The sequence below is a fragment of the Naasia lichenicola genome (assembly GCF_004801885.1).
In the GTDB taxonomy this organism is placed as follows: domain Bacteria; phylum Actinomycetota; class Actinomycetes; order Actinomycetales; family Microbacteriaceae; genus Naasia; species Naasia lichenicola.
This window is the reverse complement of record NZ_SSSM01000001.1, coordinates 467,082-490,866: the sequence shown is the minus strand read 5'-3', so window position 1 is coordinate 490,866 and position 23,785 is coordinate 467,082. Positions and strand designations below refer to the sequence as shown.

Genomic DNA, 23,785 nt, shown 5'->3' with positions numbered 1-23,785 from the left:
CCTCAGCCTCGAGAGTCCCAGTAGAACAAAAGATGCCTCGATCTGCTAGACAATTCGATCTTGCCTCTTCCCAGGTCGGCGGCGCCTAATGGAGGGGCGCACCCAGCAGGCGCATCAGGCTCCGTCGCGGTCTCACCCCATCCGCTTCGCAGTCGCCTCCGAAGAGATTCGGAGGAACACGAGGACACCCGACCCGTGGAGACACCCGATGATCAAGAAGTGGCACCCGATGCTCGCCGCACACGAGCAGCCGACCGGTCACTGGACCATGCTCGACAGCCGAGACCACGCCTACGGGACCATCGTGGTCTCGGGCAGCGGCTACCTCGCCACGGACGCCACCGGCGAATCCGTCGGCCGCTTCCGCACGCTCAAGGAGGCGACCGAGCGAGTGCACCGCAAGTGGATCGCGAGCTTCGGAGCCGGCGGCTCCCGTGCGGCAGGTTCGCGAGGCGGAGCAGCCGTCCAGCCCGAGCTCTACGACCCCGACCCCGACGCCGACACCTGGGAGTCCACCGCTCCGAAGGCGTCGCTCGCAGCCCGGTTCGGCACAGCAGTCGCCGGCTGACCTGAGTCGAGCTGAGCCTCTACGCGGCCGTGGCGGTCACCAGGATCGGCATGTGGTCCGAGACGGCCTGCGGCAGCGTCTCGATGCTGTCGATCGTGAACCCGGTCGACGTCGCGAGATCGAAGTGCCCGCGGAAGAACTTGTAGCGCGTGTAGGTGCGGCTGTCGCTGAGCGTCAGCTCGTAGCCGCTCTCGCGCATGTCACTGCCCAGCCGCTTCTGGAACAGCGGGTAGTTGTAGTCACCCACCATCAGGTGCGGCAGTCCCGGGCCGAGCTCGGCGAGCTGCTTGTGTGCGGCGTTGATCTGGTGCCGGCGAAGCGAGTTGAGCGCGGTCAGCGGCGCCGCATGGAACGACGCGACGATGATCTCCCGGTCGGTCTCCGTGTCGTGCAGCCGGGCGGCGACGAGACGCTCGTGGGCGGGAGCCGCGATCCGGTCGTGCAGGCCCTTCTTCAGCGCGAAGGTCTGCGTCTTCACCGAGGTGAAGCGATTGCGCCGGTAGTAGATCGCGAGGCCGAGCCGGTTGGCCTTGGTCGACTCGGCTAGGTGCAGGTGACTCAGCTCGACGGGCAGATGCTCGGTGTCCGCCTCCTGCAGGCAGAGGAAGTCGGGATCGAACTTGTCCGCGAGCCCGACGAGCTCGCCGACGGCGGCATTCTTCCGGAGGTTGTAGCTGATGACCCTCGTCACGGTGTCCCCCACAGTCTCGGAAATGCCCAGACCCAGCCTAGGCACTCGCAGCGCCTGCTGACGAAAGCTCACAGGTGGCTCAGGCCAGGTAGCCGCCGTCGACCGGATAGAGGCCGCCGGTCATGAACGACGCCTCATCGCTCGCGAGGAAGGCGACCATCGAGGCGACCTCGCCTGGCCTGCCCAGTCGTCGGAGTGCATGCAGGGTGCGCAGGTGTCCGATGGCGGTCTCGTCGAGCGCCTCGGTGACCATCGGGGTGTCGATGAAGCCGGGCAGCACGACATTGACGCGCACGCCCTGCTCCGCGAATTCGATCGCCGCGGTCTGGCTGGCCCCGATGATCGCGTGCTTCGAGGCGGTGTAGGCGCCGGTGTTGGCGAATCCCCGCCTGCCGAGCACCGAGGTCATGTTGATCACCGACCCGCCGCCGGCGGCGACCATCGCCGGCAGCTGCGCCTGCATCCCGTTGAGCACCCCCTCGAGGTTGACGGCGAGCACGCGTCGCCACTCCTCCATCGGATACTCGCTGATCAGGTGCATGGCTCCGGCGATGCCTGCGTTGTTGACAGCCACTCCGAGCGGGAAGTGCTGCTCTGCACGTTCGACCGCCTGACGTGCGACGCCTGGATCGGCCACGTCGCCGACGAGGGCCTCCATGATGCCGCCGTCAAGCAACGAGTCGCCGACCGTGCCGACCAGGCCCTGCTCGTCGAGATCCACCGCGATGACCGCGGCGCCGTTGGCGGCGAGCAGGGTGGCGATGGCCCGGCCGATCCCCGATCCGGCGCCGGTGACGATGGCGGACCGATATGCAACGTCGTAGCTCGCCATCTCGTCCCCCCGCTCCGGATGAGAGCGCTTCCTCGATCTCCTCGGTCTTGCCACGCTATCGAGTTCGACCGGTCCTCGGGACCCCGGTGCGGGGGCTCGATGCTGAACGACAGCTGTGACTCTTCGGGCAACTAGCTCGAAGTTCAAAGCAAAGGTCCGACCCCCGCGTGTGGGTGATGCGCCTTCACGTACCGAAGGCATAGCCTGCCGAACGTGTTCCTCGATGCTCCTCGCGGCCTGCGCGATCCTTCCGCCTTCGAACTCCGCCGCCGGATGCTCGCCCTGGCCAGGGTGCGAGATCTTGTGAAATGGACCGAGATGATCGCCGAGACCCGGGGCGTTCGGATGCCGTATCCCGATCCTGCGGACGGCGGCGTGGACGCCAAGGTCCTGATCCTGCTGGAGACGCCCACGCAGCACATGCCCGACTCCGGCGAGGCCGAGGGCTTCATCTCCGTCGACAACGACACCGCGGCGGCCGAAGAGATGTGGCGCGCCCGCGAGCTCGTCGGACTGCAGCAGGGCATGGCCATGCATTGGAACATCGTGCCGTGGTACCCGGCTGTCGACGGCGTCGGCCCGAAGCGCGCCGAGACGCGCGACGGCACGGCACTGCTGCTCGAGCTGCTCGTGCTGCTCCCCCGGCTCGAGACCGTCATCAACTGCGGGCTCGAGACCCAGAAGGCATGGCACGAGTTCGTCGGCCCGAAGGTGACCGACCTCGAGGTCATCGACACGTGGCACCCCGCAACGGTCGCGATGGCTCAGGAAGGCAAGCGCGAGGATCTGCAGGCGGCCTTCCGGCGCGCCGCGCGCATCACCTTCTGAGCGCTCAGGCCAGGAGCGCCAGCACGAGCGCGATGGCCGCAGGAATGAACTGGATCGCCGCCGCGCGACGGTAGGCCGGTCCCGTCGTGGCGAGCACGATGCCCGCGATGGACATGCACGCCGTCGCGAAGACGATGATCGCTCGGCCGACGACGAAGCAGTCTCCACCGAGGCCGATCAGCACCACGCCGACGAGGAGGCCGATCGCCAGCGCGAGGTTGTAGAAGCCCTGGTTGTACGCCATCGGACGGATGGTGTCCGCCTGCTCCTTGCTGCGGATTCCGAATCGCCGATAGACCGCCGGGCGGCTCCAGAGCACGCTCTCGAACAGGAAGAACACGACGTGCAGCAGCGCGGCGATGCTCGCGACGATCTGAGCGGCGATGGTCACGTCGAACTCCTCTGGCAGCGACTTCTCAGGCGGATCCGGGCGGCTCCGCGCTCAACCTATCGGCCAGCGCGCGGCCCGAGGAGGAGCGCGCTCGGGCCGGATCGCTCAACCACTGAAGCAAGTTACCGTTCTGTGATCATGTGCAGGCATATCGCCTGATCGACGGTCGATTTGTTGGCCACGGGCGCCCGCCCGAATTGGGGTCACCGCCATGTCGCCGACGGGCGTATGGTCCTCCTACGATTGCCGTAATCGATAGCTGGGGGGCTAATGACTGTGACAAAATCTGCCGGGCCGGACTACTTCGCATGGCGGGACGAGGCGACTCCTACCGACCGCGACAAGCGTCCGAATGCGCTCGAGCGTGCTGAAGAGAGACTGCGCGAGCTGCTCTCTTCGAGCAAGTAGTACAGGCGACATCTAGGAACCATCAGCGACACCACCGCGTCACTGCGACGTCAGATCAACACGCACCACAACAGCACCACCACAGGGCGGGCCGTCTCCGGATGACCCGCCCTTCTGGTTGTCCCGCATTGCCCGTTCTCCGCCTGTCTCGGCCGCCCCGCAGGCGCCGCGGCTTAGTGTCGGGAGATGCGGAATCGCGGCGAGGACCTCCGCTTCACGGGGATGATCGGTGGCTTCGGCACCGAGTCGGGGCTGCGCGTCGTGTTCGGCTCGTGGCGGGACTCGCCGTTCGGTCGATTCACCGACGTGATGATCCAGAACGCCCGCGGCGATCGCACACTGATCGCGCCGTCGCAGGAGATCGCCGACTTCGTGTCCGGCACCTACACATTCGACGAGGTGCTCGTCGAGCGCGTGACGATCGCACGCTCGCACGCCTGGCTGTGGGTGATCGCGTCGACCATCGAGATCGGCGCCCGGATCGGCGGCACGACGCCGCTCGGCCGCGCCCTGCGGCTGGTACCCCGTCCGATTGCGACGAATCCGACCTGGCTGACCGCCATCGATCCGCTGGCCCGAGTGCTCTCCCCCGGCACCCGCACCGCGGGCTCCGCCGGCTCCGATCGCACCGAGTTCTACGGCGTCACCACCGCACGGTCGATCGACGAGGTGAGCGGCGAGCATCGCCGGATCGACTTCGGTGGCATCGCCCGGATGCATCCCCGAGTGGACTTCGGATTCGGATCACCGCCGGCCCGACCGTCGCTCGTTGCCGTCACGACCACCATCCGCATGCCTCCGGCCGAGGCGACCGCCTTCACTCCCGCCTCCAGCTGAGGCTGCCCGCCCGCCTGCTCCTCACGTTCCTCTTCAGCTGAGCCTTGCTAGCGTGAAGTGTGCAGGAGCAGAGGGAACACCGCCGTCGCACGCTGTCTGCGGCCGTCGACGTCTCGAGGGTGTACGACGGCGACCTGTATGTGCGGGTCAACTCCATCGGCACCACGGGCGAGCGGCCGTTCATCCTCGTGCCGGGGATCGGCGTCTCATCCACCTACTTCGAGAAGCTCGCGCCGCATCTCAATGAGTTCGGACCCGTCCACGCCCTCGACCTGCCGGGCTTCGGCGGCGTGCCGCATCCGGACGACGCGCTCTCGATCCGCCAGTACGCCGACCTCGTCGGCCGGGTCATCGACGAGCTGAAGCTCCAGGACCCCATCATCGTCGGCCACTCGATGGGCAGCCAGGTGGTCTCCGACCTCGTCTCCCGGCGCCCCGAGCTGACGACCCTGGTCCTCATCGGACCGGTCATCCACCCGAGCGAGCGTCGGATCCCGACTCAGGCCATCCGCTTCCTGCAGGCCAGCTGGCACGAGCCGCTCACCGTGAAGGTGCTCGCGATCAGCGCCTACATGTTCTGCGGCTTCAAGTGGTTCTCCCGGATCCTGCCGAAGATGATGTCCTATCCGATCGAGGAGGCGCTGCCCGCGATCGCGGCCCACACGCTCGTGATCCGCGGCGAGTACGACGCCGTCGCACCGCGCGACTGGGTCGAGCAGGTCGGCGAGCTGCTGCCGTCTTCGCGGCTGTGGGAGATCCCCGGTGCCGCCCATTCGGTGATGTACGCGCACGCCGAGGAGGTCGCCGACCTCTGCGTCGCACACGCCCGCGAGACGGTGGCCGACGGCGACGACGACACCCTGCACGTACTCACGCTGGACGAGCCCGAGGAGGAGCCCCGCGACCTGACGCCCGATCTCTCGAATGTCGGCGAAGCGCTCAAGGGCCGGGTGATCGAGACCGTCGGCGTCATCCAGGGCGACGACGAGAAGATCGAAGAGGGCAAGACCACGACAGCGAAGGCCATCCAGCTCGAGACCGATGGCGAGGAGTCGACTCCCTCCGGTAGCTGAGTAGACCGGGCTTCGACACGGGCGCTGAGCGCCCGGCTCAGCCACCGATCGTCCACGAGTCCCACTCGTCGTAGCCCACCCGACCATCAACCGTTCGGCCGGGCTTCGACACGGGCGCTACGCGCCCGGCTCAGCCACCGATCTTCCGCGAGACCCACTCGTCGAAGCCCACCCGACCAGTGTTCGTTCCGCTGAGGGGTCGGCTCAGACCCCGAAGGTCAGGCGACGGCGAGGAGGGCGGATCCGCCGAGGGCGAGCACCACGCCCGTGAGCTGGAGCGGACTGAGGCGCTCACGCAGCACGATCATGGCGAGCAGCACGGTGCCGAGCGGATACAGCGAGTTGAGCACGCCCATCACCGCAAGGTCGCCGATGTGCAGTCCGATCACCAGCAGGATGTTGCCGACCGCCAGCGTCACGCCCGTCACGACGCTGAGCAGCAGGCCGCGTCGCCGATCCTCTGCGGAGACCGCCACGGGAGCCGTCGCTTCGGGCTGCGAGAAGCGGCGGATGCGCAGGGTCAGCAGCGCCAGGCCGAGCACCAGGACGGCCACGAGAAAGTCGACCAGCAGCGGCGCGAGCCCCGACTCCTCGGAGGTCCGATCGATGGCGATGATGTAGCCCGCGTAGCCGAGACCGGCGATGACGCCGAGCAGCACGGCACGGGGGCGGATCCGAGCCTTCTCGCTCCCGCGGTTCAGGGAGAGCAGGATGGCCGCACCGACCACGGCGACGAGGGCGACGTAGCCCGCCGGTGGGAATCGCTCGCCGAGCGCGATGCCCGCGATGGCGGGCACGACGGCATAGATCGTGGCCACGCCGGGCGAGATGACGCTCATCGGTCCGATGGCGAGGCTCGCGTAGAACGCCCACGTGCCGATCGATCCGAGGAGCCCGGCGACCGATCCGAGCACGACCGTCTCCGTCGACCAGGTCGGGGCGCTGACGAGCACTCCCACCAGCACCAGGAGCCCGGCGACGATCGAGCTGAGGAAGGCGACGAACAGCGAGGACAGCCTCCGCGAGGCGAGGCCGGCGAAGAAGTCGGAGGCTCCGTAGATGATGGCGCTGCCGAGTCCGAGGAGCGCGATCACCCTCCATGTGTAGCGGAGTTCGAGGATGTCCCGCGGCGCTTCTCACTGACGGTCTCACCTACCGCGGGCGGCCTCAGACCGAGGGCCCGACAACACCCCTGGTCGTAACCACAATTGGGACGCGTGTCGCTCCTAACATGCGTCGTAACCTGGACCCGGTCCATCCAACCAACTGTTGTGCGGCCCGCGAGCTCTCCATGGCTCGCGGGCCTCCGACGGACTGCGATGGCCATCAGGCAACTGCGCTTCGGGCGCGGAGATCATCGGGGGCTGATCGTGAGCGACACTGCGACGACCCTCCCCGGCCTGCCCCACACCGAGCTGTCAGTCACCGCAATGCCTGTGACCGCAATGCCTGTGACCGCACTGCCTGTCACCGAGCTGCCGCCGCTGCCTCGCCGTCGGGACATCCACCGTACGGTCATCGAACCGGTGGACGCCGTCATCCGACCCATCCACTTCGAGGCCCTCGCGGCCGTCAACGTTCAGCGGGGCGCCGTCGAGACGCATCAGGCCGCCGCCGCCCGACGCGCGGCGAGTGAGGTCGTCCCGTCCGCGTATTCGCCCTGGGTGTGGCTGATCGCCGTGAGCCCAGCGGTCTACGCGGTTGCCGACTTCCTCTTCGCGGTGCTGCAGCCGCAGCTCTACGCCGCACCGCTGCCGATGCTCATCCTCGGCATCTTCTTCACCGCGTCGGTGACCTTCACGCTCCTGGACCGGGCGACACTCCTCGCGAGGAAGTTCACCGCGCCGTCCGCTCTCTGGCTGCTGCTCTCGCCGCTGGCCTACCTGATCGTCCGTGCCATGCACACGACCGATGGCCGCCGTCCCGGCTGGCTGCCGATCGCCATCTGGTGCGCGAGCCTCGTCGTGCCCGTGCTCCTCGGCATGGTCGCAGCCTGGATATTCGTCTCCACCCGCTGAGGTCCGCCGTGCCGGCCGAGCCGCCGACTCAGGCGACCGGCTGAAGAGCCCGGGACGGGCTCGAAGAGTCCAGGCGGAGGACCGCATCCCTGACGTCGACCGCCGCGGGGTCGTGGCTGACCAGGACCACGAGATGGTCGCGCAGTGCCGTCCGCAGATCGGCCATCAGCGTCACGGCCGAATCATGATCGAGATGCGCGGTCGGCTCATCCAGCAGCACCACATCCGCACTACTGAGCAGACTCCGTGCCACGGCCAGCCGCTGGCGCTCACCGCCGGACAGCTGTCCGCCCTGCGCGCCGACCCTGCTGTCCAGGCCGTCAGGAAGCCGGTCGAGCAGCGGCCCGAGGCCAACTCGGCGGAGGGCACCGAGCATCTCCGCCTCCGTCGGTCGGTCATGATGCGGGCGAGCGATGAGGAGGTTCCCGCGGATGGTGGAGTCGAAGAGGAACGCCTCCTGCGGACACCATGAGATCCGATCCCGAAGATCTTCGGGCATCAGCTCCGACGCTGGGATGCCGTTCACGAGGAGATCCCCGGAGGCGATCGGAAGTCGGCCCATGATCGCGGCGAGCAGTGCCGTCTTCCCGGCACCCGATCGGCCCTCCACCCGCAGCCACTCGCCTCGCTCGATGCGAGCCGAGACGGCAGGGAAGGCGCGCGCGCCGTCGTCGGGCCAGACGGCAGCGGCCGCGACGAGCTCGAGGCTGTCGATTCCCTCGAGCCGCGTGGCGGCAGCCGGGTCGGCGGCCTCGAGCGGCTCCGGTCCGAGCACCCTCGCCGAACGAGCGAGCGCGACACGCAGCGCGGGCCACTGCTGAGCGGCCGTCACGACGCCCAGCATGACCTCGATCATCGCGAGGGGCAGCAGGGCCAGCACGGCCACGACCTCGCCGCTCAGAGTTCCGCCGGCCGCGGCGGGTGCGCTCACGGCGAGCATGACGCCCGAGGCCGCAGTCAGGACGCCGATCACCAGAGCGCCGGTGAGTCCGCGCGACCACGCCGCGCGCTTCGCCGCCGCCGCGGCGACGGCATCGTCCTCTCGCAAGGCCCGGCGCACCTCGCCATCCACGCCGTTCGCGACGAGCTCGGCGGCGGCCGCGAGGAACGGGGGAAGGCGTCGAGCCGTCACGGAGCGCAACGCCGTGCGCGTCCGCGTGGCGGACCGATCGGTCGCGATCGCCAGGATCGGCGCGAGCACGAGGCAGATCAGCAGCGCGGGAATCAGCGCCGCCAGCGCAGGCGCATGCAGGAGAGCGACCGCGACGACCGCCGCGACGCTCGACAGCACTGCGATCACCGGCGGGAGGAGCACACGAGGAGCAAGGTCGCGCACCTGATCGGCGACGACGATGACCGCGTCGAACGGGCCGCCTCCGCCCAGAACGGCTCGCGAGGCGGCACCGCGTCGGGCGATCGCGCGCCAGAGCCTCCCGCGCAGCACGGTGAGCGAGGCGAAGACCGCGGAATGGGTGCTCAGCCTCTCGGCGTAGCGGAGTCCGGAGCGCCCGATGCCGAAGAACCGCACGCCGACGATCGCGACCGTCAGGTACATGATCGGCGGATGCTCGCTGGCTCGCACGATCAGCCAGCCCGAGACGGCGGTGAGCGCGATCGCGAACAGTGCCGCGAAGCTGCCGAGGATCGCGGAGCCGAGGAGCGGTCCTGCGACGGGGCGCAGGATGGATCGGAGGGTCTCCAGGACGAGGGGAAGCGGCACGGGCGACGCCGGTGGGTTCGATGCGGCGGCCGCGGCGGCAGGCATCTGCTCAGCTCTGCTGATGCCGGCTGGGTGGCCGTCTTCCGCGAAGCGAGCAGGCAGCCCGCGCTCCCCGCCCGGACCCTGTTCGTGGCCCACGGCCACGGTGTGGTCGGCGAGTGCGACGACCCGAGGGTCGTGCGAGCAGAACACGATGGTGACAGAGCCGTGCAGGCGCGCGATGGCGTTGCGGACGGTGGCGGCCCGGTGCTCGTCGAGATGCGCGGTCGGCTCGTCGAGCAGCAGGATCCCCGCCCCGGCTTCCACCCGCAACAGGGCCCGCACGACAGCCAGTCGGCGAAGCTCGCCCGGGCTCAGCTGAGACGGATCGCTGTCCGCGACGACCTGGAGGTCGAATTCTCGAAGCAGGGCGTCGATGACCTGCCCGCGGCGCTCCTCCTCCAGGCCGGCCCCGTACAGCTCCAGTTCCGCCCGGACCGTCTCTCCGACCGTGTGCACGTGCTGCGGTGCGTAGGCGACCGTGCGTCCGTGCAGTCCTCCGACCCGACCCGAGACCTCTGCTCCCGCGCCGAAGGGCGTTCCTGCCAGCACCGCGAGGACGCTCGACTTGCCCGTGCCGCTCGCACCGCGCAGCGCGATGGTCGTGCCGGGCTCGGCTTCGAAGCTCAGTGATGCGATCGTCGCCTCGGTGCGATCCGGATAGCGGATGCCGAGTCCGTCGACTCTGAGATCGACCGGTCCGGCTCCCATCCGGGTCGGGGCGCCGGCGGAGGTCTCCTCATCCCCCAGCACACCGGCCGGAACGGGTGCCTCGATGAACGCGCGAGCGCGACGGAGTGCGCCACGGCCGTCTTCGGCGGCATGGAAGGCGACGCCGACGTCCCGAAGCGGTGCGTAGCATTCGGCGGCGAGGATCAGCACGAGCAGTCCGACTTCGAGATCGAGGTCGCCCGTGACCAGGCGCAGGCCGATGCCGACTGCGACGAGGGCCACCGAGATGGTGGAGATGAGCTCGAGCACGAGCGCCGACAGGAACGCCGTGCGCAGGGTCGCCATCGTCCGCACCCGGTGCTCGTCCGACAGGCGCTCGAGCGTGGCGGCGACGTCATCGGCCCGGTTGAGGCCGACCAGGACGGGCAGGCCGCGCGCCAGCTCGATCAGCTGATCGGTCAGCCTGGTGAGCGCGGAGGCGGCCGCATCGACGCCATCGCGGGTGTGGCCGCCGACCAGGATCATGAAGATGGGGATGAGCGGGACCGTGATCAGGATGAGGATGGCGCTGAGCGGGTCGGCCGCGAAGATCCGGATGCCGACGATCAGCGGAACGACGGCGGCGCTCACCATGGCGGGCAGCACCGTCGTGAAGTAGGCGTCCAGGCCGTCGAGTCCGACCGTTCCCAGTGCGGCGACCGATCCCGATCCCGACGCAGCATGCTGACCCGCCCCGGACCGCGCGGCGCGGGCGGCGAGGCCGTCGCGCAGCTCGCCCGTGGTGTCGAGGGCCGCACGGGCTCCCACCACCTCGGCTCCCCAGCCGGACAGGGCGCGTGCGACCGCGGCGCATGCGATGACGGGGATCACCGCCGTCCAGCTCCCGCTGCCGACCGCGAGGTCGCTGATTCCCGCGGCCAGTCCGCCCGCGATCGCGACGAGGGAGAGCGCCTTGATGCCGCTGAGCAGGCCCAGCAGGTAGATCAGCCGGCTGCGCTTCTCCCCCAGCTCGGCGAGCATCGCCCGAGGGCCGCGGGCGGAGGGCTGTGTCAGGGAGGACCGTCTCGGGGATGTGCGTGCAGCGCGGACGGTGCTCATCGTCCCGCCGCCGACACGACCGGGTGCGCGTCGGGGATGTGCTGCTCCGACAGGCGCCGGCGGAAGACCCAGTAGGTCCAGCCCTGATAGACGAAGACCAGCGGCAGTCCGAACGCGGTGACCCAGGTCATCACGCCGAGCGTGTACTCGCCGCTCGCCGCGTTCGAGATCGTCAGGTCGAAGGCGGGATCGATCGTCGACGGCAGGACCACCGGATAGACCGCCGAGAAGATGCTCGCGACGCCGGCGATCAGGAAGACCGCCAGCCCGAGGAATCCGCGCCCTTCGTTTTCTCGGTGGGCGTTGACCCAGCCGTAGCCGACCGCGAGGACCGCGACCGCCACCAGCGCGAGGCTCCACGGATTCGCGTTGTTCGCCTGCACGAGCAGGACCCAGCCGACGATCGGCAGCAGAGCGAGGATGCCCCAGCCGCCGACGAACCGACCGGATCGCCGACGCACCGGTCCGTCCGTCTTGAGCGCGAGGAAGGCGGCGGCGTGCACGAGGCAGAAGCCGACGACGGCGAGCCCGCCGAGCACGGCAGGGACGCTCAGCCAGGCGAGCGGGCCGCCGACCCGATCGCCGTTCGCGTCGATCGGCAGACCCGTGGTGGTGATGCCGAGCGCCGCGCCGATGCCGAAGGCTGCGACGAACGAGCCGACGCCGAGTCCGAGGTCGCACATCCTGCGCCAACGATCCGTCGAGCCCTTGCCGCGGTACTCGATCGAGACCGCCCGGAAGATGAGGCCGAGCAGCACGAAGACCAGCGGGAGGTACAGGCCCGAGAACAGCGAGGCGTACCAGAGCGGGAAGGCGGCGAAGGTGGCGGCGCCCGCGGTGATCAGCCACACCTCGTTGCCATCCCAGACCGGGCCGATGGTGTTCAGCATGAGTCGGCGCTGACTCTCGCCGCGCGCGGAGACGAGCATGTGCATGCCCACTCCGAGGTCGAATCCCTCGAGCAGCAGATAGCCGGTCCAGAGCGCGGCGATGGCGACGAACCAGACGGTGGGCAGCAGTTCCATGGTCAGCGATCTCCCGCTCTAGTACGCGAAGCCGAGCACGTCGTCGGCACGGCGGACGCGGCTGTCTGCCCCGTCGGCCTGTGGATCGCCCTCGTCGCCGTCGCCGTCGGGATGGCCGGCGTCATCGCGGGAATGGATGAGCTCGGGCATCGCGGCGGCCACGCCGGCGCGGGTGAACCGGGCAATCAGCCGCACCTCGACGACCATGAGCGCTCCGTAGACGAGGGTGAGGGTGATCAGCGAGAACAGCAGCTCGCCCCACGAGACGCCCGGCGAGACGGCGGCGGCCGTGAACATGAACACCCCATCCACCCCGCTCGGATTCGGGTTCGGCGCCACCACGAACGGCTGGCGCCCCATCTCGGTGAAGACCCACCCTGCGGAGTTGGCGGCGAACGGCGCGAGGATGCCGAGCACGGCGAGGCGCATGATCCATTTCGACTGCGGGACCGTGCCCTTCCGGGTCAGCCAGAGCGCGACCACGGCGGCGAACGCTGCAAGGGCGCCGAACAGGATCATCAGCCGGAAGCCCCAGTAGGTGACCTCCATCAGCGGCACGTACTGGATGGGCTGGCCGGCGCGGTCGCCGTAGATCGAGTCGTCCGGAAGGGTCTCGCCATACGCCGCCTGGTACTCGGGCAGCAGCTCGTTCACACCGCGCACGGGCTCGTCGAACGAGCCGTTGGCGAGGAATGACAGGACGCCAGGAACCTCGATGAGGCCGACCACGCCGTCGCAGTCCCGATCGCCCAAGGTGCCGACCGAGAGGATCGAGAAGCTGGTGCCCGACTCGCAGGCGCCTTCCGCCGCGGCCATCTTCATCGGCTGCTGCTCGAACATCAGCTTCGCCTGCGCATCGCCGGTGATGGCCACTCCGCCGAAGCCGAGGATCGCGACGGCCGCGCCGATCCTCAGCGAGCGGAGCCAGACGCTGTGGTCGAGCCGATCCCGCCCGGGGAGGTCCGCCCGCTCCCCCACCACGACGCGGCCCAGCTCGTCGACGGAGTCGATGCCGTCACGACGCCGACGCCACAGGTGGTACCAGGAGATGCCGATCAGGAAGCCGGCCCCCACCCCAAGTGCACCGAACATGGTGTGGGTGAAGGCGGCGATCGCGGTGCTGTTGCCGAGCACCGCCCAGATGTCGGTCATCACCGCCCGGCCCTCGACGAGCTCGACGCCGACGGGGTGCTGCATCCACGAGTTGGCGACGATGATGAAGTACGCCGACGCGATCGAGCCGAAGACGGCGATCCACAGCGTCGCGAGATGCACCCGCCTCGGCAGCCGGTTCCAGCCGAAGATCCACAGCCCGAGGAACGTCGACTCGAAGAAGAACGCGAGCAGACCCTCCATGGCGAGCGGTGCGCCGAAGACGTCACCGACGAACCGGGCGTACTCGCTCCAGGCCATCCCGAACTGGAACTCCTGGACGAGGCCGGTGGCCACTCCCATGATGAAGTTGATCAGGTAGAGCTTCCCCCAGAACTTGGTCATCCGGAGGTAGCGCTCCTGACCGGTGCGCAGCCAGAGGGTCTGCATCAGCGCCACCACCGGGCCCAGCCCGATCGTGAGCGGCACCATCCAGAAGTGGTAGACCGTCGTGATGCCGAACTGCCACCGTGCGATGTCGACCGGATCCACGTCTGCTCCTCGTCCAGGCTGCGGCTGGAGGCCACTTTTCTACTTCATGTAGAAATCCTTGATTCGAGTGTACGCCGATTTCTACCGCGCGTAGAAGAACCGGGAATCTGTCGTAAACTGGGGCGAGAGAAGGGGGCAGTCGTGCTCACGCTGGGTGATCTGGAGCGATCCGTGATGGATGTGCTCTGGAGCGCGTCCGCGCCCCTCACCGCATACGAGCTGATCGAGCTGCTGCCCGCCGGTGCTGGGTCAGGCGCTGGATCGGGCGCTGGGTCTGGTGCTGGATCGTCCGCCGGCGAGGACGCGAAGAAGCCGGCCGCCACCACCATGCTTACCGTGCTCTCCCGGCTGGAGAACAAGGGCTTCGTCTCCCGCGAGCGCACCTCGAGGCCGCATGCCTACTCGGCGGTCGGCACGCGGGAGGACCACATGGCGCAGCTCATGCGCCAGGTGCTCGGCTCGGTGGAGAACCCGGCCGCCGTTCTGGAGCGCTTCGTGGGACAGGTCAGCGCCAGCGAGGCCGAGACGCTCCGCAAGCTCCTCGGCTGATGCCTGGGCACGAGGTCGCGCTCGAGTGGGCTTCGACACGGGCCGCTCCGCGCCCCGGCTCAGCCACCGGATGCTTTCGGTGCCCACCTCCCTCGGCGGCTGAGCCGACGCGCCAGCGTCGTGTCGAAGCCCAGCCATCCGCCTCCGAGTGCGCGCGATGCTGACCGGATCGTTCGCCCTCGCCGCCCTCGCGGTCGTGCTCGCCTGGCCCGCACCCCTGCTGCTGGCAGGCGCCGCATGGCCGAGTCGCGCGCCGGCGACGGCCCTGGTGCTCTGGCAGGCCGTCGCTCTCGCGGGAGGGCTGTCGATGATCGGCGCGCTGCTCACCTTCGGACTGGTGCCGTTCGGGAACGACTTCGCGAGTGGACTGCGCGGCCTGGTGCTCGCAATGCAGGGCGGCACCTTCACGAGCTCCGAGGTGCTGCACCTCGCGGTGCTGACCTCCGGGGTGATCCTCGGCGGACACCTCCTCCTCAATCTCCTGCTCACCATCGCGCACACGACGAGGGAGCGCCGACGTCACCGGGCGCTGATCGACCTGCTGACCAGCCCGATCCCCGACCGGCCCGACGCCCGTCTGCTCGACAGCGCGGCGCCGGTCGCCTACTGCCTGCCTGGCGTCTTCCACTCGCTCACCGTCTTCTCTGCGGGACTGGTGCGCACGCTGTCGGAGGACGAGCTCACCGGCGTCATCGAGCACGAGCGGGCGCACGCCACTCAGCGACACGATCTCGTGCTGGTCGCCTTCCGCGCCTGGCACACGTCGCTGCCGTGGTTCCCCGTCGCCAATCGGGCCGAGGGTGCCGTCGCGACTCTCACCGAGATGCTCGCCGACGACCACGCCCGCACCACCGTCGCCGACGCCACGCTCGCCCGAGCGATCACGCTGGTCGCCATCGGCGCAGCCGGCGCCTCCGAGAGGCGACAGGTGTCCGGGTCGGCCGGCCTGCCGAGTGCCATCAGCGGGCTGGGCGATGACGCAGCCCGCCTCGCGGCCCGGATCGGACGCCTCGACGGCAGCGCGCATCCGATCGGCGCGGTCGCCCGCATCAGCGCGATCGTCGCCGCGTCCGCCCTGATCGCCGTTCCCACTGCGCTGCTCGCCGCTCCAGCCGTCGCGGACCTCCTCCCCGCCTGAGGCTCAGCGCTCGCGGCGTGTCGGATAGGGTTCGACGACCCGAGCTCGGAGGTCGAATGAAGGTCATCGCCGCGATCGTCCTGGTTGTAGTCGCCCCGGCGCCGATACTGCTGCTCACTCTGGGGGCGATCGCTGCAGATCCAGCTCCCGGCAACGCCTCCATCATGCTGCTCGCAGTCGGCGGCGGACTGCTGATGATCCTGCCGATTGTCGTCGGCTCGGTGGCCGCGAATTGGAAGCTGGACTTCAGATCCCCCAGCGGACGCGCCCAGCACCGCGCCTTGCTCCTCACCTACTCGACGATGGCACTCGTCGGCGCGCTCGCGATCATCGCCAGCAGCGTCGTCGGACGCATCCCGGCCTGGGTGCCGCTCGCCGCCATTCTCGTTCAGGCGCTGTTCGTCGTCCTCGCCGCGGTGATCGGAGATCGACTCCGCCGACGGGCGCAGCTCGCTCGGACAACGCCGCGCTCGGAGCCTGCGGGCGAGGACCTGCTGTCCCGAGCCTGGCTCCGCCGGAAGGTCCGGCAGATCGTGCTCGGCTTCGCGATCACCCTCGTCGCCGGGGCCCTGGGCGGCGTCGCTCTCTCGCTCGCCCTCGGAGAGTCTCCTATCGACTGGGAGTTGGCGCCGAGCCTCATCGCGTTGGCCTTCATCACGGCTTCGATCGTCTGTCTCACCGCGGTCGTGCCGCTCGCCCGCGCCTCGCGTGAGCTCGTCGGCGGCGGGTGGGGAGCCGCCCGAGCGCTGGGGCGAGTGGTCCTCCGCGGCAAGACGGAGGAGCTGCCGGTCGGACGTGATGCGGATGCGGTCCGCTATGCGCGCATCATCGCGGTGCTGCTTCCCGTCCAATCCGCGCAGCAGGCCCTGCTCTTCGCCGGCCTCGCCCTGCAGCAGCTCCCAGAGGTGCTGGGGACCACCAGCTCGGTCATTCCAGGGTTCGCGATCGGATTTATGATCCTCTCGGTCGCCTTCATCGCGGTTATCGTGCCCATCTACGGGCGCCAGGCGCGACGCGCTCGCCGATATGCGGCCGAGCACAGCGATGCTCTGTCCGAAAGGCCGAGCACTGCTCCGACCGTCCGCTGGGAGGACCTCCCTCCCCCGCGTTACGGCGAGCGCATCTGAGCTTCTTGCCTTGTGGGGTGCCCGAGTGGGCTTCGATACGACCCTTCGGACCGGCCCAGCCACCGAAGAAGGAGTGCACCGCCCGCAGCACCCGGTGGCTGAGCCGGGCGCGCAGCGCCCGAGTCGAAGCCCGGCCGAGGCGGCCTACTCGCTCGCTGCCAGGCGGTCGATGGCCACGGAGATGGCCGACGCGCGGCCCGCCGGCGTCTTCGCCTTGATGGCGGGGAAGGCGGCCAGGTACTGCGCTGTCTTGCCGAGCGAGGAGTACGCGGCCGCCGCTGCGGGATTCGCATCGAGCGCGGCCTGGAAGTCATCAGGGAGGACGAAGTCCCTCTGCGAGACGTAGGCCATCTCCCAGCGGCCATCCGCCTGCGCCCGCTCCACCTCGCGGAGTCCGCTGGCTCGCATCCGGCCCTCTTCCGCGAGCTTCGCCACGAGGTCGACGTTCACCTGCGACCAGGTGCTGCGAGCTCGCCGGCGGCAGTAGCGCTGGAGAAAGAACTGCTCGTCCCAGCCCTTGCGCTGGCCGTCGATCCAGCCGAAGCAGAGCACGCCTTCGAGCGCCTCGCGCACCGTGATCGACGGGATGCCCGAGCCCTTCTTGGCGATCTTCACCCAGATCTCGGTCTCCGTCTCTGCGTGCGCCTCGAGCCATGCCTCCCAGCTCGCTACGTCGGGGAACTGCCTCGGCTCGCTCACGGGATCCGCCATCCTCCGAGGCTAGAACGTGAACAGGTCAGCCGCTGTCCTCGATCGGCGATCAGCTGCCGAGCGGCTGCCATTCGCTCGGCGCGTCATCTCGGGTGCTGGGCAGCCTCGAGGCCTCGGCCCAGTCGGCCAGCCAGGCCGGCACGGGAACGGACGCGATGTCGACTCCGGTGATCTCGGCCAGCTCCCCCATCGACACCACTCCCCCGCGCTCGCGCAGGAACCGGCCGACCACGTAGGCACGCACATAGATCTCGCCAGCCACGACGAAGCGCTGCTCGATGAACACCGACCGCTCGTCGAATCCGGCGATCCGGGTCTCGATGACGTAGCGCTGACCTAGCTTCAGCGACTTGCGGTAGCTCACGGTCTGCATGCTGACCACCGGATAGACGCCGGCGGCTCGGATCCGCGACCAGAGCCCGCTGCGCTCGAGCAGATCGAGTCGGGCGTGGTCGAGCAGCGAGAGATAGACGCCGTTGTTGACGTGCCGGAACTCGTCGATGTCGGTCGGCCAGACCCGCCCGTTGATCCGGCTGATGCCGAGGGGATCCAGTCGCGGACCCCGACGAGCGGAGAGCGTGATCAGAAGCAGCCGGACGTAGCGACGGAGGAGGTCCACGAGTCCGAAATGTACCGGCGCGGGCCGACAGGCGCATATCCGCTGTGCCGGGCCCACATCGAGAGCCGATCCCGCTCGAGTCACGTTGTGGAAGGCCTCCCCACTCGAACCTCAGAGTCGGTTCAGCCCCGTGACGCGCACGACGGCGATCCCCTGCTCATCCGACTCGGCCAGGTCGACCTCCGCGGTGATGCCCCAGTCGTGGTCGCCGACCGGATCGTCGATGATCTGCCGCACATTCCAGACGGTCGGCGTCTCCTCGATGATCAGCATCGATGCGCCGCGTGCGGATGCTCCGGTGCCGATCGAGTCGTGGTCGTCGTAGTACGCGTCGAGCAGCGCGCCCCACGCGTCGGCATCGAGCGATCCGTCGGGTTCGAGCTCGACGAGCTGGTCCGGGCGGTCGAGGGCGGCGAGCTGGACCCTGCGGAAGAGCTCGTTCCGCACGAGCACGAGGAAGGCCCGTCGGTTGCGCAGCACGCTCGGAGGCGCGGGAGGCACGACAGGCGCATCCGGATCGGAGTGCGGATTGACCAGCTCGGCCCACTCGTCCACGAGGCTCGAATCGACCTGGCGGACCAGTTCGCCGAGCCACTCGATCAGGTCGGTGAGCTCCTCGCCCTTCACATCGTCGGGCACCGTCTGGCGAAGGGTGCGATAGGCGTCGCTGAGGTAGCGGAGCACCAGGCCCTCGCTGCGGCCGAGCGAGTAGAAGTTGACGAACTCGGCGAACGTCATCGCGCGTTCGAACATGTCGCGCACCACCGATTTGGGCCGCAGTGCGAAGTCGCGGATCCAGGGCTGGCTGGATGCGAACACCTCGAACGACTGCTCCAACAGCTCGCCGAGCGGCTTGGGGTAGCTGATCTGCTCGAGCAGCTCCATCCGCTGGTCGTACTCGATGCCCTCGGCCTTCATCGCCGCGACCGCTTCACCGCGAGCTTTGAACTCCTGCTGCGAGAGCACGGGTCGAGGATCGTCGAGAGTCGCCTCGATGACGCTGATCACGTCGAGCGCCCAGCTCGGTGACTCCGGATCCAGCAGGTCGAACGCGGCCAGGGCGAACGGCGACAGCGGCTGGTTGAGCGCGAAGTTGGCGGGCAGGTCGACCGTGAGCCGGATCTGGCCCTCCACCACCTCGACGACCTCGGCGGCGACGAGCGTGCGATAGATGCCGAGCGCACGACGGGCGAGGTCGAACTGGCGGGCTCGCGGCTCGTGATTGTCGAAGACCAGGTCGCGGACGTTCCCGAACACGTCGCCGCCGCGGCCGATGACGTTGATGAGCATCGCCGCCGTGAGCCGCATGCTGCTGGTGAGCGGTTCGGGCTCGGCGGCGACCAGCTTCTCGAAGCTCGGCTCACCCCAGGAGACGAAGCCTTCCGGCGCCTTCTTGCGGATGACCTTGCGGACCTTCTTCATGTCGTCGCCGGCCTTGGCGATCAGCTTGGCGTTCTCGATCTCATGCTCGGGCGCCTCGGCGATCACGGTTCCCGCGGTGTCGAAGCCCGCCCTGCCCGCGCGGCCGGCGATCTGATGGAACTCCCGCGCCGTCAGCTGACGCATCTTGGTGCCGTCGTACTTGGTGAGCGCGGTGAGCAGAACCGTCCTGATCGGCACGTTGATGCCGACGCCGAGCGTGTCGGTGCCGCAGATCACCCGCAGCAGACCGCGCTGGGCGAGCTGCTCGACCAGGCGCCGGTACTTGGGCAGCATGCCCGCGTGGTGCACGCCGATCCCGCCGCGAACCAGGCGGCTCAGCGTCTTGCCGAAGGCGGTCGTGAAGCGGAAGGCGCCGATCTCCTCCGCGATCCGGTCCCGGGCGTCTCTGTCGACGATGCGCAGGCTGCTCAGCGCCTGGGCGCGTTCCATGGCGGCCGCCTGCGAGAAGTGCACGATGTAGACCGGCGCCTGCTTGGTGTTGAGCAGCTCGTCGACCGTCTCGTGGGTGGGCTCGCGGACGTAGGAGAAGTGCAGCGGCACGGGGCGCTCGACGCTCGTCACCCGCGCGGTCGCCCGCTTCGTGCGATGGCTGAGGTCGTCCGCGAGGTCGGTGACGTCGCCGAGGGTCGCCGACATGAGGATGAACTGCGCGCGGTGCAGGATCAGCAGCGGCACCTGCCAGGCCCATCCGCGGTCGGGATCGGCGTAGAAGTGGAACTCATCCATCACCACCTGATCGACGTCGGCATCGGGGCCGCGGCGCAGGGCGATGTTGGCCAGGATCTCGGCGGTGCAGCAGATGATCGGAGCGTCGGGGTTGACCGACGAGTCGCCGGTGACCATCCCGACGTTCTCGGCGCCGAAGATGTCGACCAGCGCGAAGAACTTCTCGCTGACCAGGGCCTTGATCGGTGCGGTGTAGTAGCTGCGCTTGCCCTGGGCGACCGCGGTGGCGTGCGCGGCGATCGCGACGAGCGACTTGCCGCTGCCTGTCGGCGTCGCCAGGATCAGGTTCGACCCGGTGACGATCTCCAGCACCGCCTCGTCCTGGGCGGGATACAGCTCGAGACCGCGATCGGCCGCCCAGTCCACGAAGGCGACGTACGCCGCGTCCGGATCGTCCGTGCTGGGCATCCGATCGAGCAGCGTCATGATCTCTTGAGTCTGACGCATGCCGGCGGGCCGGGGATCCCGAAAGCAGATGTTCTGCGAATGCGGAACACATTGATTGATTTGCCGGATAGAGGCAAACCTGGCAATATCACCGGATATGGGCTGAAATAAACCCCCCAACCAGGGTATTTCTCGGAATGACCGCCTATACGTGCTAAACCTCAGTTACCGGGGAGTTTTAGGGCGGGGGCCCTACTGGCGAGATATCGCGCAGCTGATCCGCCATTTGTTCGGGGGGTCCTCGTGACCATCAATTCTTCTTTCCGCTCTCGCATCTGCGTCAGCTCGATCGCACTCGTCGCCGCCGTCGCGGTCGCACTTGCTGGAGGGTCGGCCGCACAGGCGGCCGAGTCGCCGGTGTACCTGTACACCGCCGACAGCTATGCGGTGCTGGCCGGTTCGGCCGTGACCAACACCGGTCCGACGGTCATCACCGGAGGCGACCTCGGGCTGTCTCCCGGCACGGCCATCACCGGCTTCCCGCCGGGCATCATCGTCGGCGGCACCACGAACGCGACCAACGCCGCGGCAGTGCTCGCGCAGGACGATCTCACCACCGCGTACAACGATGCCGCGGGCCGCTCGCCGCTCGAGAGCAACGTCACCGAGCTCGGCAACCGGGAGCTGATCGCAGGCACCTACCGCGACGACGGCGGCAGCATGGGGCTCACCGGCACCGTGACCCTGAACGGCGACGCCGCCTCGGTGTTCGTCTTCCAGGCGTTCGCGCTCACCACCGCATCGACCAGCCGGGTGGTGCTCGGCGGAACAGTGAACGCGTGCAACGTGTTCTGGCAGGTCGCCTCTGATGTGACGCTGGGTACCGGATCGCACATGGTCGGCACGGTGATGGCCATGAACTCCATCACCGCCACGACCGGCGCCGACGTGCAGGGACGACTTCTCGCTCGCACCGGAGCGGTCACCCTCGACAGCAACACGATCACCGCGGCGCGGGGCTGCGACCAGACCTCGACCGCTGCGACCATCGCGCGTCTGAATGCAGAAGCTGCGACCGCGGCCCAGGCTGCAGCCGATGCGGCGACGGCGACGGCCGCTCAGCAGGCCGCCGATGAGGCGGCTCGAGTCGCCGCCGCAGCCGCACTGGCCGACAAGACCGCCGCGGATCAGGTGGCAGCTCGTGAGCTGGCCAGCACCGGATTCGATGCGACCGGCCTCGTGGTCGGCACGCTGGCGCTGCTCGCCTCGGGAACCTTCCTCGTGCTGCTCGGCCGTCGGCAGGCCCGCCGCCGCTGACCCTCCTCTGATCGAGATGCCACTTTCCGTCCCTATCCGCACCTTTTAGGGACGAAAAGTGGCATCTCGCTGTGGGGTGCGGGCGCGGATCACAGTGACCGCGGTGAGGGTCAGGGCGGCGAGGGCGACCAGACCGGCGGCAATCGGGATGGGACCCGACGGCTCCACGATCGACTGGCCGACGAGAGCCTGCCAGAGGATCAGCGCGACAGCTGCGGCGTAGGCCGCCGTCGCGATCGCGACCAGGCGGACGCGCGCACGCGGGCCGGCCAGCCGCGGAATCCGCGTCGCGAGCAGCTCGAGCAGGATCGCGACGATCGGAAGCACCTGCAGGGAGTGCATGCCGACGAAGTGCGGGATCCGCAGGTCGCCCGCGACGGTGCTCCAGCCGAGGATCGGCAGGCCGGGGCCGCCGTCCCCGGTGCCGACGGTGTGGGCGCCGGCGATGCCGCGGAAGTCGTTCAGCTGATCGGCGGTCGGTCCTGTCATCAGGAAGGCCAGTCCCATCCCGACGAAGGCGATGATCACGCCGGCACGGATGGCCAGCGTTCGGGCGGGATCGCCCAGCGGGTTGCGGAAGAGCAGCACGGCGATGAGGAGCGTCAAGCCCCACACGACGACGATCGAGAAGGCCATGACGGACCAGGCCGTCGTATGCAGCGGGGTGGAGACGTTGAAGTGGCTGGTCTCTCCGGCCGCCGCAAAACCGGCGATGATCACCAGTTCGATGGTCAGGGCGATCATCGTGATGGTGCCGGCGATCCACGCGATCCGGCGGAATCGGGTCAGCTGACCGACGAGCCAGGCGAGCGTGATCGCATAGATGGCCGTCGAGATGGAGAACTTCAGGGGCTTCGCCCACACGTCGAGGCCCGTGACCTCGCGACCGTCGAGAGCGAGGCCGATGACGCTGACCACCGCGAGCACCACCATGAGGATGGCGAGCACGACGAGCGGCCGGTGCCAGCGGACGCCGGGCAGCCTCAGCGCGGAGCGGAGGTCCGCGGCGGGTGGACGGACGGCGGAGCTGACGGGCGGGACAGCGGGCGGAACGGTGAGCGACATGGTGCACCTCCTGCTCCGACGGTAGGTCGCGGAGCGGTCCGTGCACCAGGAAGACGGGCCGATCTCAGACGGTGGATCTTGCGCCTCCACCAGCCGGTGGATGCCTGCGAACCGAGGGCTTCGGAATGCTCCTATTTCCCCTCAGACGGGGATGGTGCTCGTGCGTCAGATCAGCAGCGGGCGCTTCGAGAGTCCGGTCAGCTGCTCGGTGGCGAAGTCGTCATCGTCGCGGCGGTTGGCCACGCGCTCCTGGGCGCGCACCTCGACCTCGATGGCGTCGAGCCGCGAGACGAACTCAGCCCGATCGATGACGCGGGTGCGCCACTTGCGGGTCAGCCGCGAGAGGTCGGCGCTGCGCACGATCTGCCAGTCCACGCGTCCGTGGCTCATCATCGTCGATGCGTTCGTGAGCATGTGCATCGTCGACCGGTGGCGGCGCGGGGCGGTCATGCAGGCGATGTCGAGATGGGTCTGCAGGTCGACGTCCGAAGGCGGCTCGGTCATCGAGCGCACCCGGACCGCGTTGCGCCCCGAGTCCTGATCGCCGTGCGACCACGCCTCCAGCGCCTCGGCGCGGCGACCGAGGGCGACCATCACGCCGGCCAGGGCGTCATCGAAGCGGGCGTTGTGTCGACGGCGCGAGTCCGCGCCGAGCACGGCCGTCAGACCGATCAGCCCGGCGAGCACCACGAGGAGCGTTCCGATCAGCGGGAACCAGTCGGAGAAGGAGGAGAGCTGCGCAGTTACCCAGTCCATCGAAAAAGGTTAAACCCGTGGTCGAAGGATTTGGTCGGTGCCACGCCGTGTCGCGCACCCTGAGGAGAACTCGAGTGCTAGGGAATCCGCGCACGCGGCCGCG

Annotated in this window: 21 protein-coding genes; 9 read left to right on the top strand and 12 right to left on the bottom strand. The window is 68.9% G+C overall.

Annotation, left to right across the window (positions count from 1 at the left end; all coding sequences use genetic code 11):
• The first annotated feature begins 208 nt into the window (after positions 1–208).
• The gene (locus E6C64_RS02275; protein WP_136425983.1) at positions 209–568 is read left to right on the top strand and encodes a hypothetical protein; all 360 of its coding nucleotides are present in this window, start codon (positions 209–211) and stop codon (positions 566–568) included.
• Positions 569–587: 19 nt separating this feature from the next.
• Here E6C64_RS02275 and E6C64_RS02270 read toward each other — a convergent pair whose 3' ends face one another.
• Together E6C64_RS02270 and E6C64_RS02265 are read right to left on the bottom strand one after the other, a co-directional pair.
• Positions 588–1,259, bottom strand: coding sequence for an endonuclease/exonuclease/phosphatase family protein (locus E6C64_RS02270; RefSeq protein WP_136425982.1), 672 nt, complete (start codon positions 1,257–1,259; stop codon positions 588–590).
• 79 nt (positions 1,260–1,338) lie between these two features.
• Positions 1,339–2,091 (bottom strand): SDR family NAD(P)-dependent oxidoreductase, encoded by a 753-nt coding sequence (locus E6C64_RS02265; RefSeq protein ID WP_136425981.1) that lies wholly within the window; start codon positions 2,089–2,091, stop codon positions 1,339–1,341.
• 213 nt (positions 2,092–2,304) lie between these two features.
• Between E6C64_RS02265 and E6C64_RS02260 the strand changes: the two genes are divergently transcribed.
• Entirely contained in the window at positions 2,305–2,919 is a 615-nt protein-coding gene (locus E6C64_RS02260) for a uracil-DNA glycosylase family protein (protein ID WP_136425980.1), read from the top strand.
• Positions 2,920–2,923: 4 nt separating this feature from the next.
• Here E6C64_RS02260 and E6C64_RS02255 read toward each other — a convergent pair whose 3' ends face one another.
• Positions 2,924–3,310 (bottom strand): DUF1304 domain-containing protein, encoded by a 387-nt coding sequence (locus E6C64_RS02255; RefSeq protein WP_136425979.1) that lies wholly within the window; start codon positions 3,308–3,310, stop codon positions 2,924–2,926.
• Positions 3,311–3,904: 594 nt separating this feature from the next.
• On the opposite strand from E6C64_RS02255, the gene E6C64_RS02250 reads away from it, so the two are divergent.
• Both E6C64_RS02250 and E6C64_RS02245 read left to right on the top strand, forming a co-directional pair.
• A complete protein-coding gene (locus E6C64_RS02250) occupies positions 3,905–4,555 on the top strand; it encodes a hypothetical protein (RefSeq protein WP_136425978.1) in 651 nt (216 codons plus the stop codon).
• A gap of 59 nt (positions 4,556–4,614) precedes the next feature.
• Positions 4,615–5,628: an alpha/beta fold hydrolase gene (locus E6C64_RS02245; protein WP_136425977.1), complete on the top strand. Its 1,014-nt coding sequence runs from the start codon at positions 4,615–4,617 to the stop codon at positions 5,626–5,628.
• Positions 5,629–5,846: 218 nt separating this feature from the next.
• Here the strand turns inward: E6C64_RS02245 and E6C64_RS02240 are convergent, their stop codons facing one another.
• On the bottom strand, positions 5,847–6,722 hold the full coding sequence (locus E6C64_RS02240; RefSeq protein ID WP_136425976.1) for a DMT family transporter: 876 nt from the start codon (positions 6,720–6,722) through the stop codon (positions 5,847–5,849).
• 276 nt (positions 6,723–6,998) lie between these two features.
• On the opposite strand from E6C64_RS02240, the gene E6C64_RS02235 reads away from it, so the two are divergent.
• On the top strand, positions 6,999–7,646 hold the full coding sequence (locus E6C64_RS02235; RefSeq protein WP_136425975.1) for a hypothetical protein: 648 nt from the start codon (positions 6,999–7,001) through the stop codon (positions 7,644–7,646).
• Between the two features lie 28 nt (positions 7,647–7,674).
• Here E6C64_RS02235 and cydC read toward each other — a convergent pair whose 3' ends face one another.
• From cydC to E6C64_RS02220, 3 genes are all read right to left on the bottom strand, one after another.
• On the bottom strand, positions 7,675–11,097 hold the full coding sequence (gene cydC, locus E6C64_RS02230) for a thiol reductant ABC exporter subunit CydC (protein WP_158437701.1): 3,423 nt from the start codon (positions 11,095–11,097) through the stop codon (positions 7,675–7,677).
• Between the two features lie 74 nt (positions 11,098–11,171).
• Positions 11,172–12,200, bottom strand: a complete 1,029-nt coding sequence (gene cydB, locus E6C64_RS02225; RefSeq protein WP_136425973.1) for a cytochrome d ubiquinol oxidase subunit II — start codon at positions 12,198–12,200, stop codon at positions 11,172–11,174.
• Between the two features lie 18 nt (positions 12,201–12,218).
• On the bottom strand, positions 12,219–13,844 hold the full coding sequence (locus tag E6C64_RS02220) for a cytochrome ubiquinol oxidase subunit I (protein WP_136425972.1): 1,626 nt from the start codon (positions 13,842–13,844) through the stop codon (positions 12,219–12,221).
• 141 nt (positions 13,845–13,985) lie between these two features.
• Here E6C64_RS02220 and E6C64_RS02215 point away from each other — a divergent pair, with 141 nt between their 5' ends.
• From E6C64_RS02215 to E6C64_RS02205, 3 genes are all read left to right on the top strand, one after another.
• Entirely contained in the window at positions 13,986–14,393 is a 408-nt protein-coding gene (locus E6C64_RS02215; protein ID WP_136425971.1) for a BlaI/MecI/CopY family transcriptional regulator, read from the top strand.
• Positions 14,394–14,550: 157 nt separating this feature from the next.
• The gene (locus E6C64_RS02210) at positions 14,551–15,531 is read left to right on the top strand and encodes a M56 family metallopeptidase (RefSeq protein ID WP_136425970.1); all 981 of its coding nucleotides are present in this window, start codon (positions 14,551–14,553) and stop codon (positions 15,529–15,531) included.
• A 56-nt stretch (positions 15,532–15,587) separates the two neighbouring features.
• Positions 15,588–16,658, top strand: a complete 1,071-nt coding sequence (locus E6C64_RS02205; protein WP_136425969.1) for a hypothetical protein — start codon at positions 15,588–15,590, stop codon at positions 16,656–16,658.
• A 144-nt stretch (positions 16,659–16,802) separates the two neighbouring features.
• On the opposite strand, the gene E6C64_RS02200 is transcribed toward E6C64_RS02205, so the two are convergent.
• From E6C64_RS02200 to E6C64_RS02190, 3 genes are all read right to left on the bottom strand, one after another.
• Positions 16,803–17,369 (bottom strand): YdeI/OmpD-associated family protein, encoded by a 567-nt coding sequence (locus tag E6C64_RS02200; protein WP_136425968.1) that lies wholly within the window; start codon positions 17,367–17,369, stop codon positions 16,803–16,805.
• A gap of 49 nt (positions 17,370–17,418) precedes the next feature.
• Entirely contained in the window at positions 17,419–17,988 is a 570-nt protein-coding gene (locus tag E6C64_RS02195; protein ID WP_233255413.1) for an acyl-CoA thioesterase, read from the bottom strand.
• A 111-nt stretch (positions 17,989–18,099) separates the two neighbouring features.
• Positions 18,100–20,604, bottom strand: coding sequence for a DEAD/DEAH box helicase (locus E6C64_RS02190; protein ID WP_136425967.1), 2,505 nt, complete (start codon positions 20,602–20,604; stop codon positions 18,100–18,102).
• Positions 20,605–20,847: 243 nt separating this feature from the next.
• Here E6C64_RS02190 and E6C64_RS02185 point away from each other — a divergent pair, with 243 nt between their 5' ends.
• Entirely contained in the window at positions 20,848–21,861 is a 1,014-nt protein-coding gene (locus E6C64_RS02185) for an ice-binding family protein (RefSeq protein WP_158437700.1), read from the top strand.
• Between the two features lie 45 nt (positions 21,862–21,906).
• On the opposite strand, the gene E6C64_RS02180 is transcribed toward E6C64_RS02185, so the two are convergent.
• Together E6C64_RS02180 and E6C64_RS02175 are read right to left on the bottom strand one after the other, a co-directional pair.
• Positions 21,907–22,926 (bottom strand): hypothetical protein, encoded by a 1,020-nt coding sequence (locus E6C64_RS02180; protein WP_136425965.1) that lies wholly within the window; start codon positions 22,924–22,926, stop codon positions 21,907–21,909.
• 165 nt (positions 22,927–23,091) lie between these two features.
• The gene (locus E6C64_RS02175; protein ID WP_136425964.1) at positions 23,092–23,682 is read right to left on the bottom strand and encodes a hypothetical protein; all 591 of its coding nucleotides are present in this window, start codon (positions 23,680–23,682) and stop codon (positions 23,092–23,094) included.
• Positions 23,683–23,785: the final 103 nt, after the last annotated feature.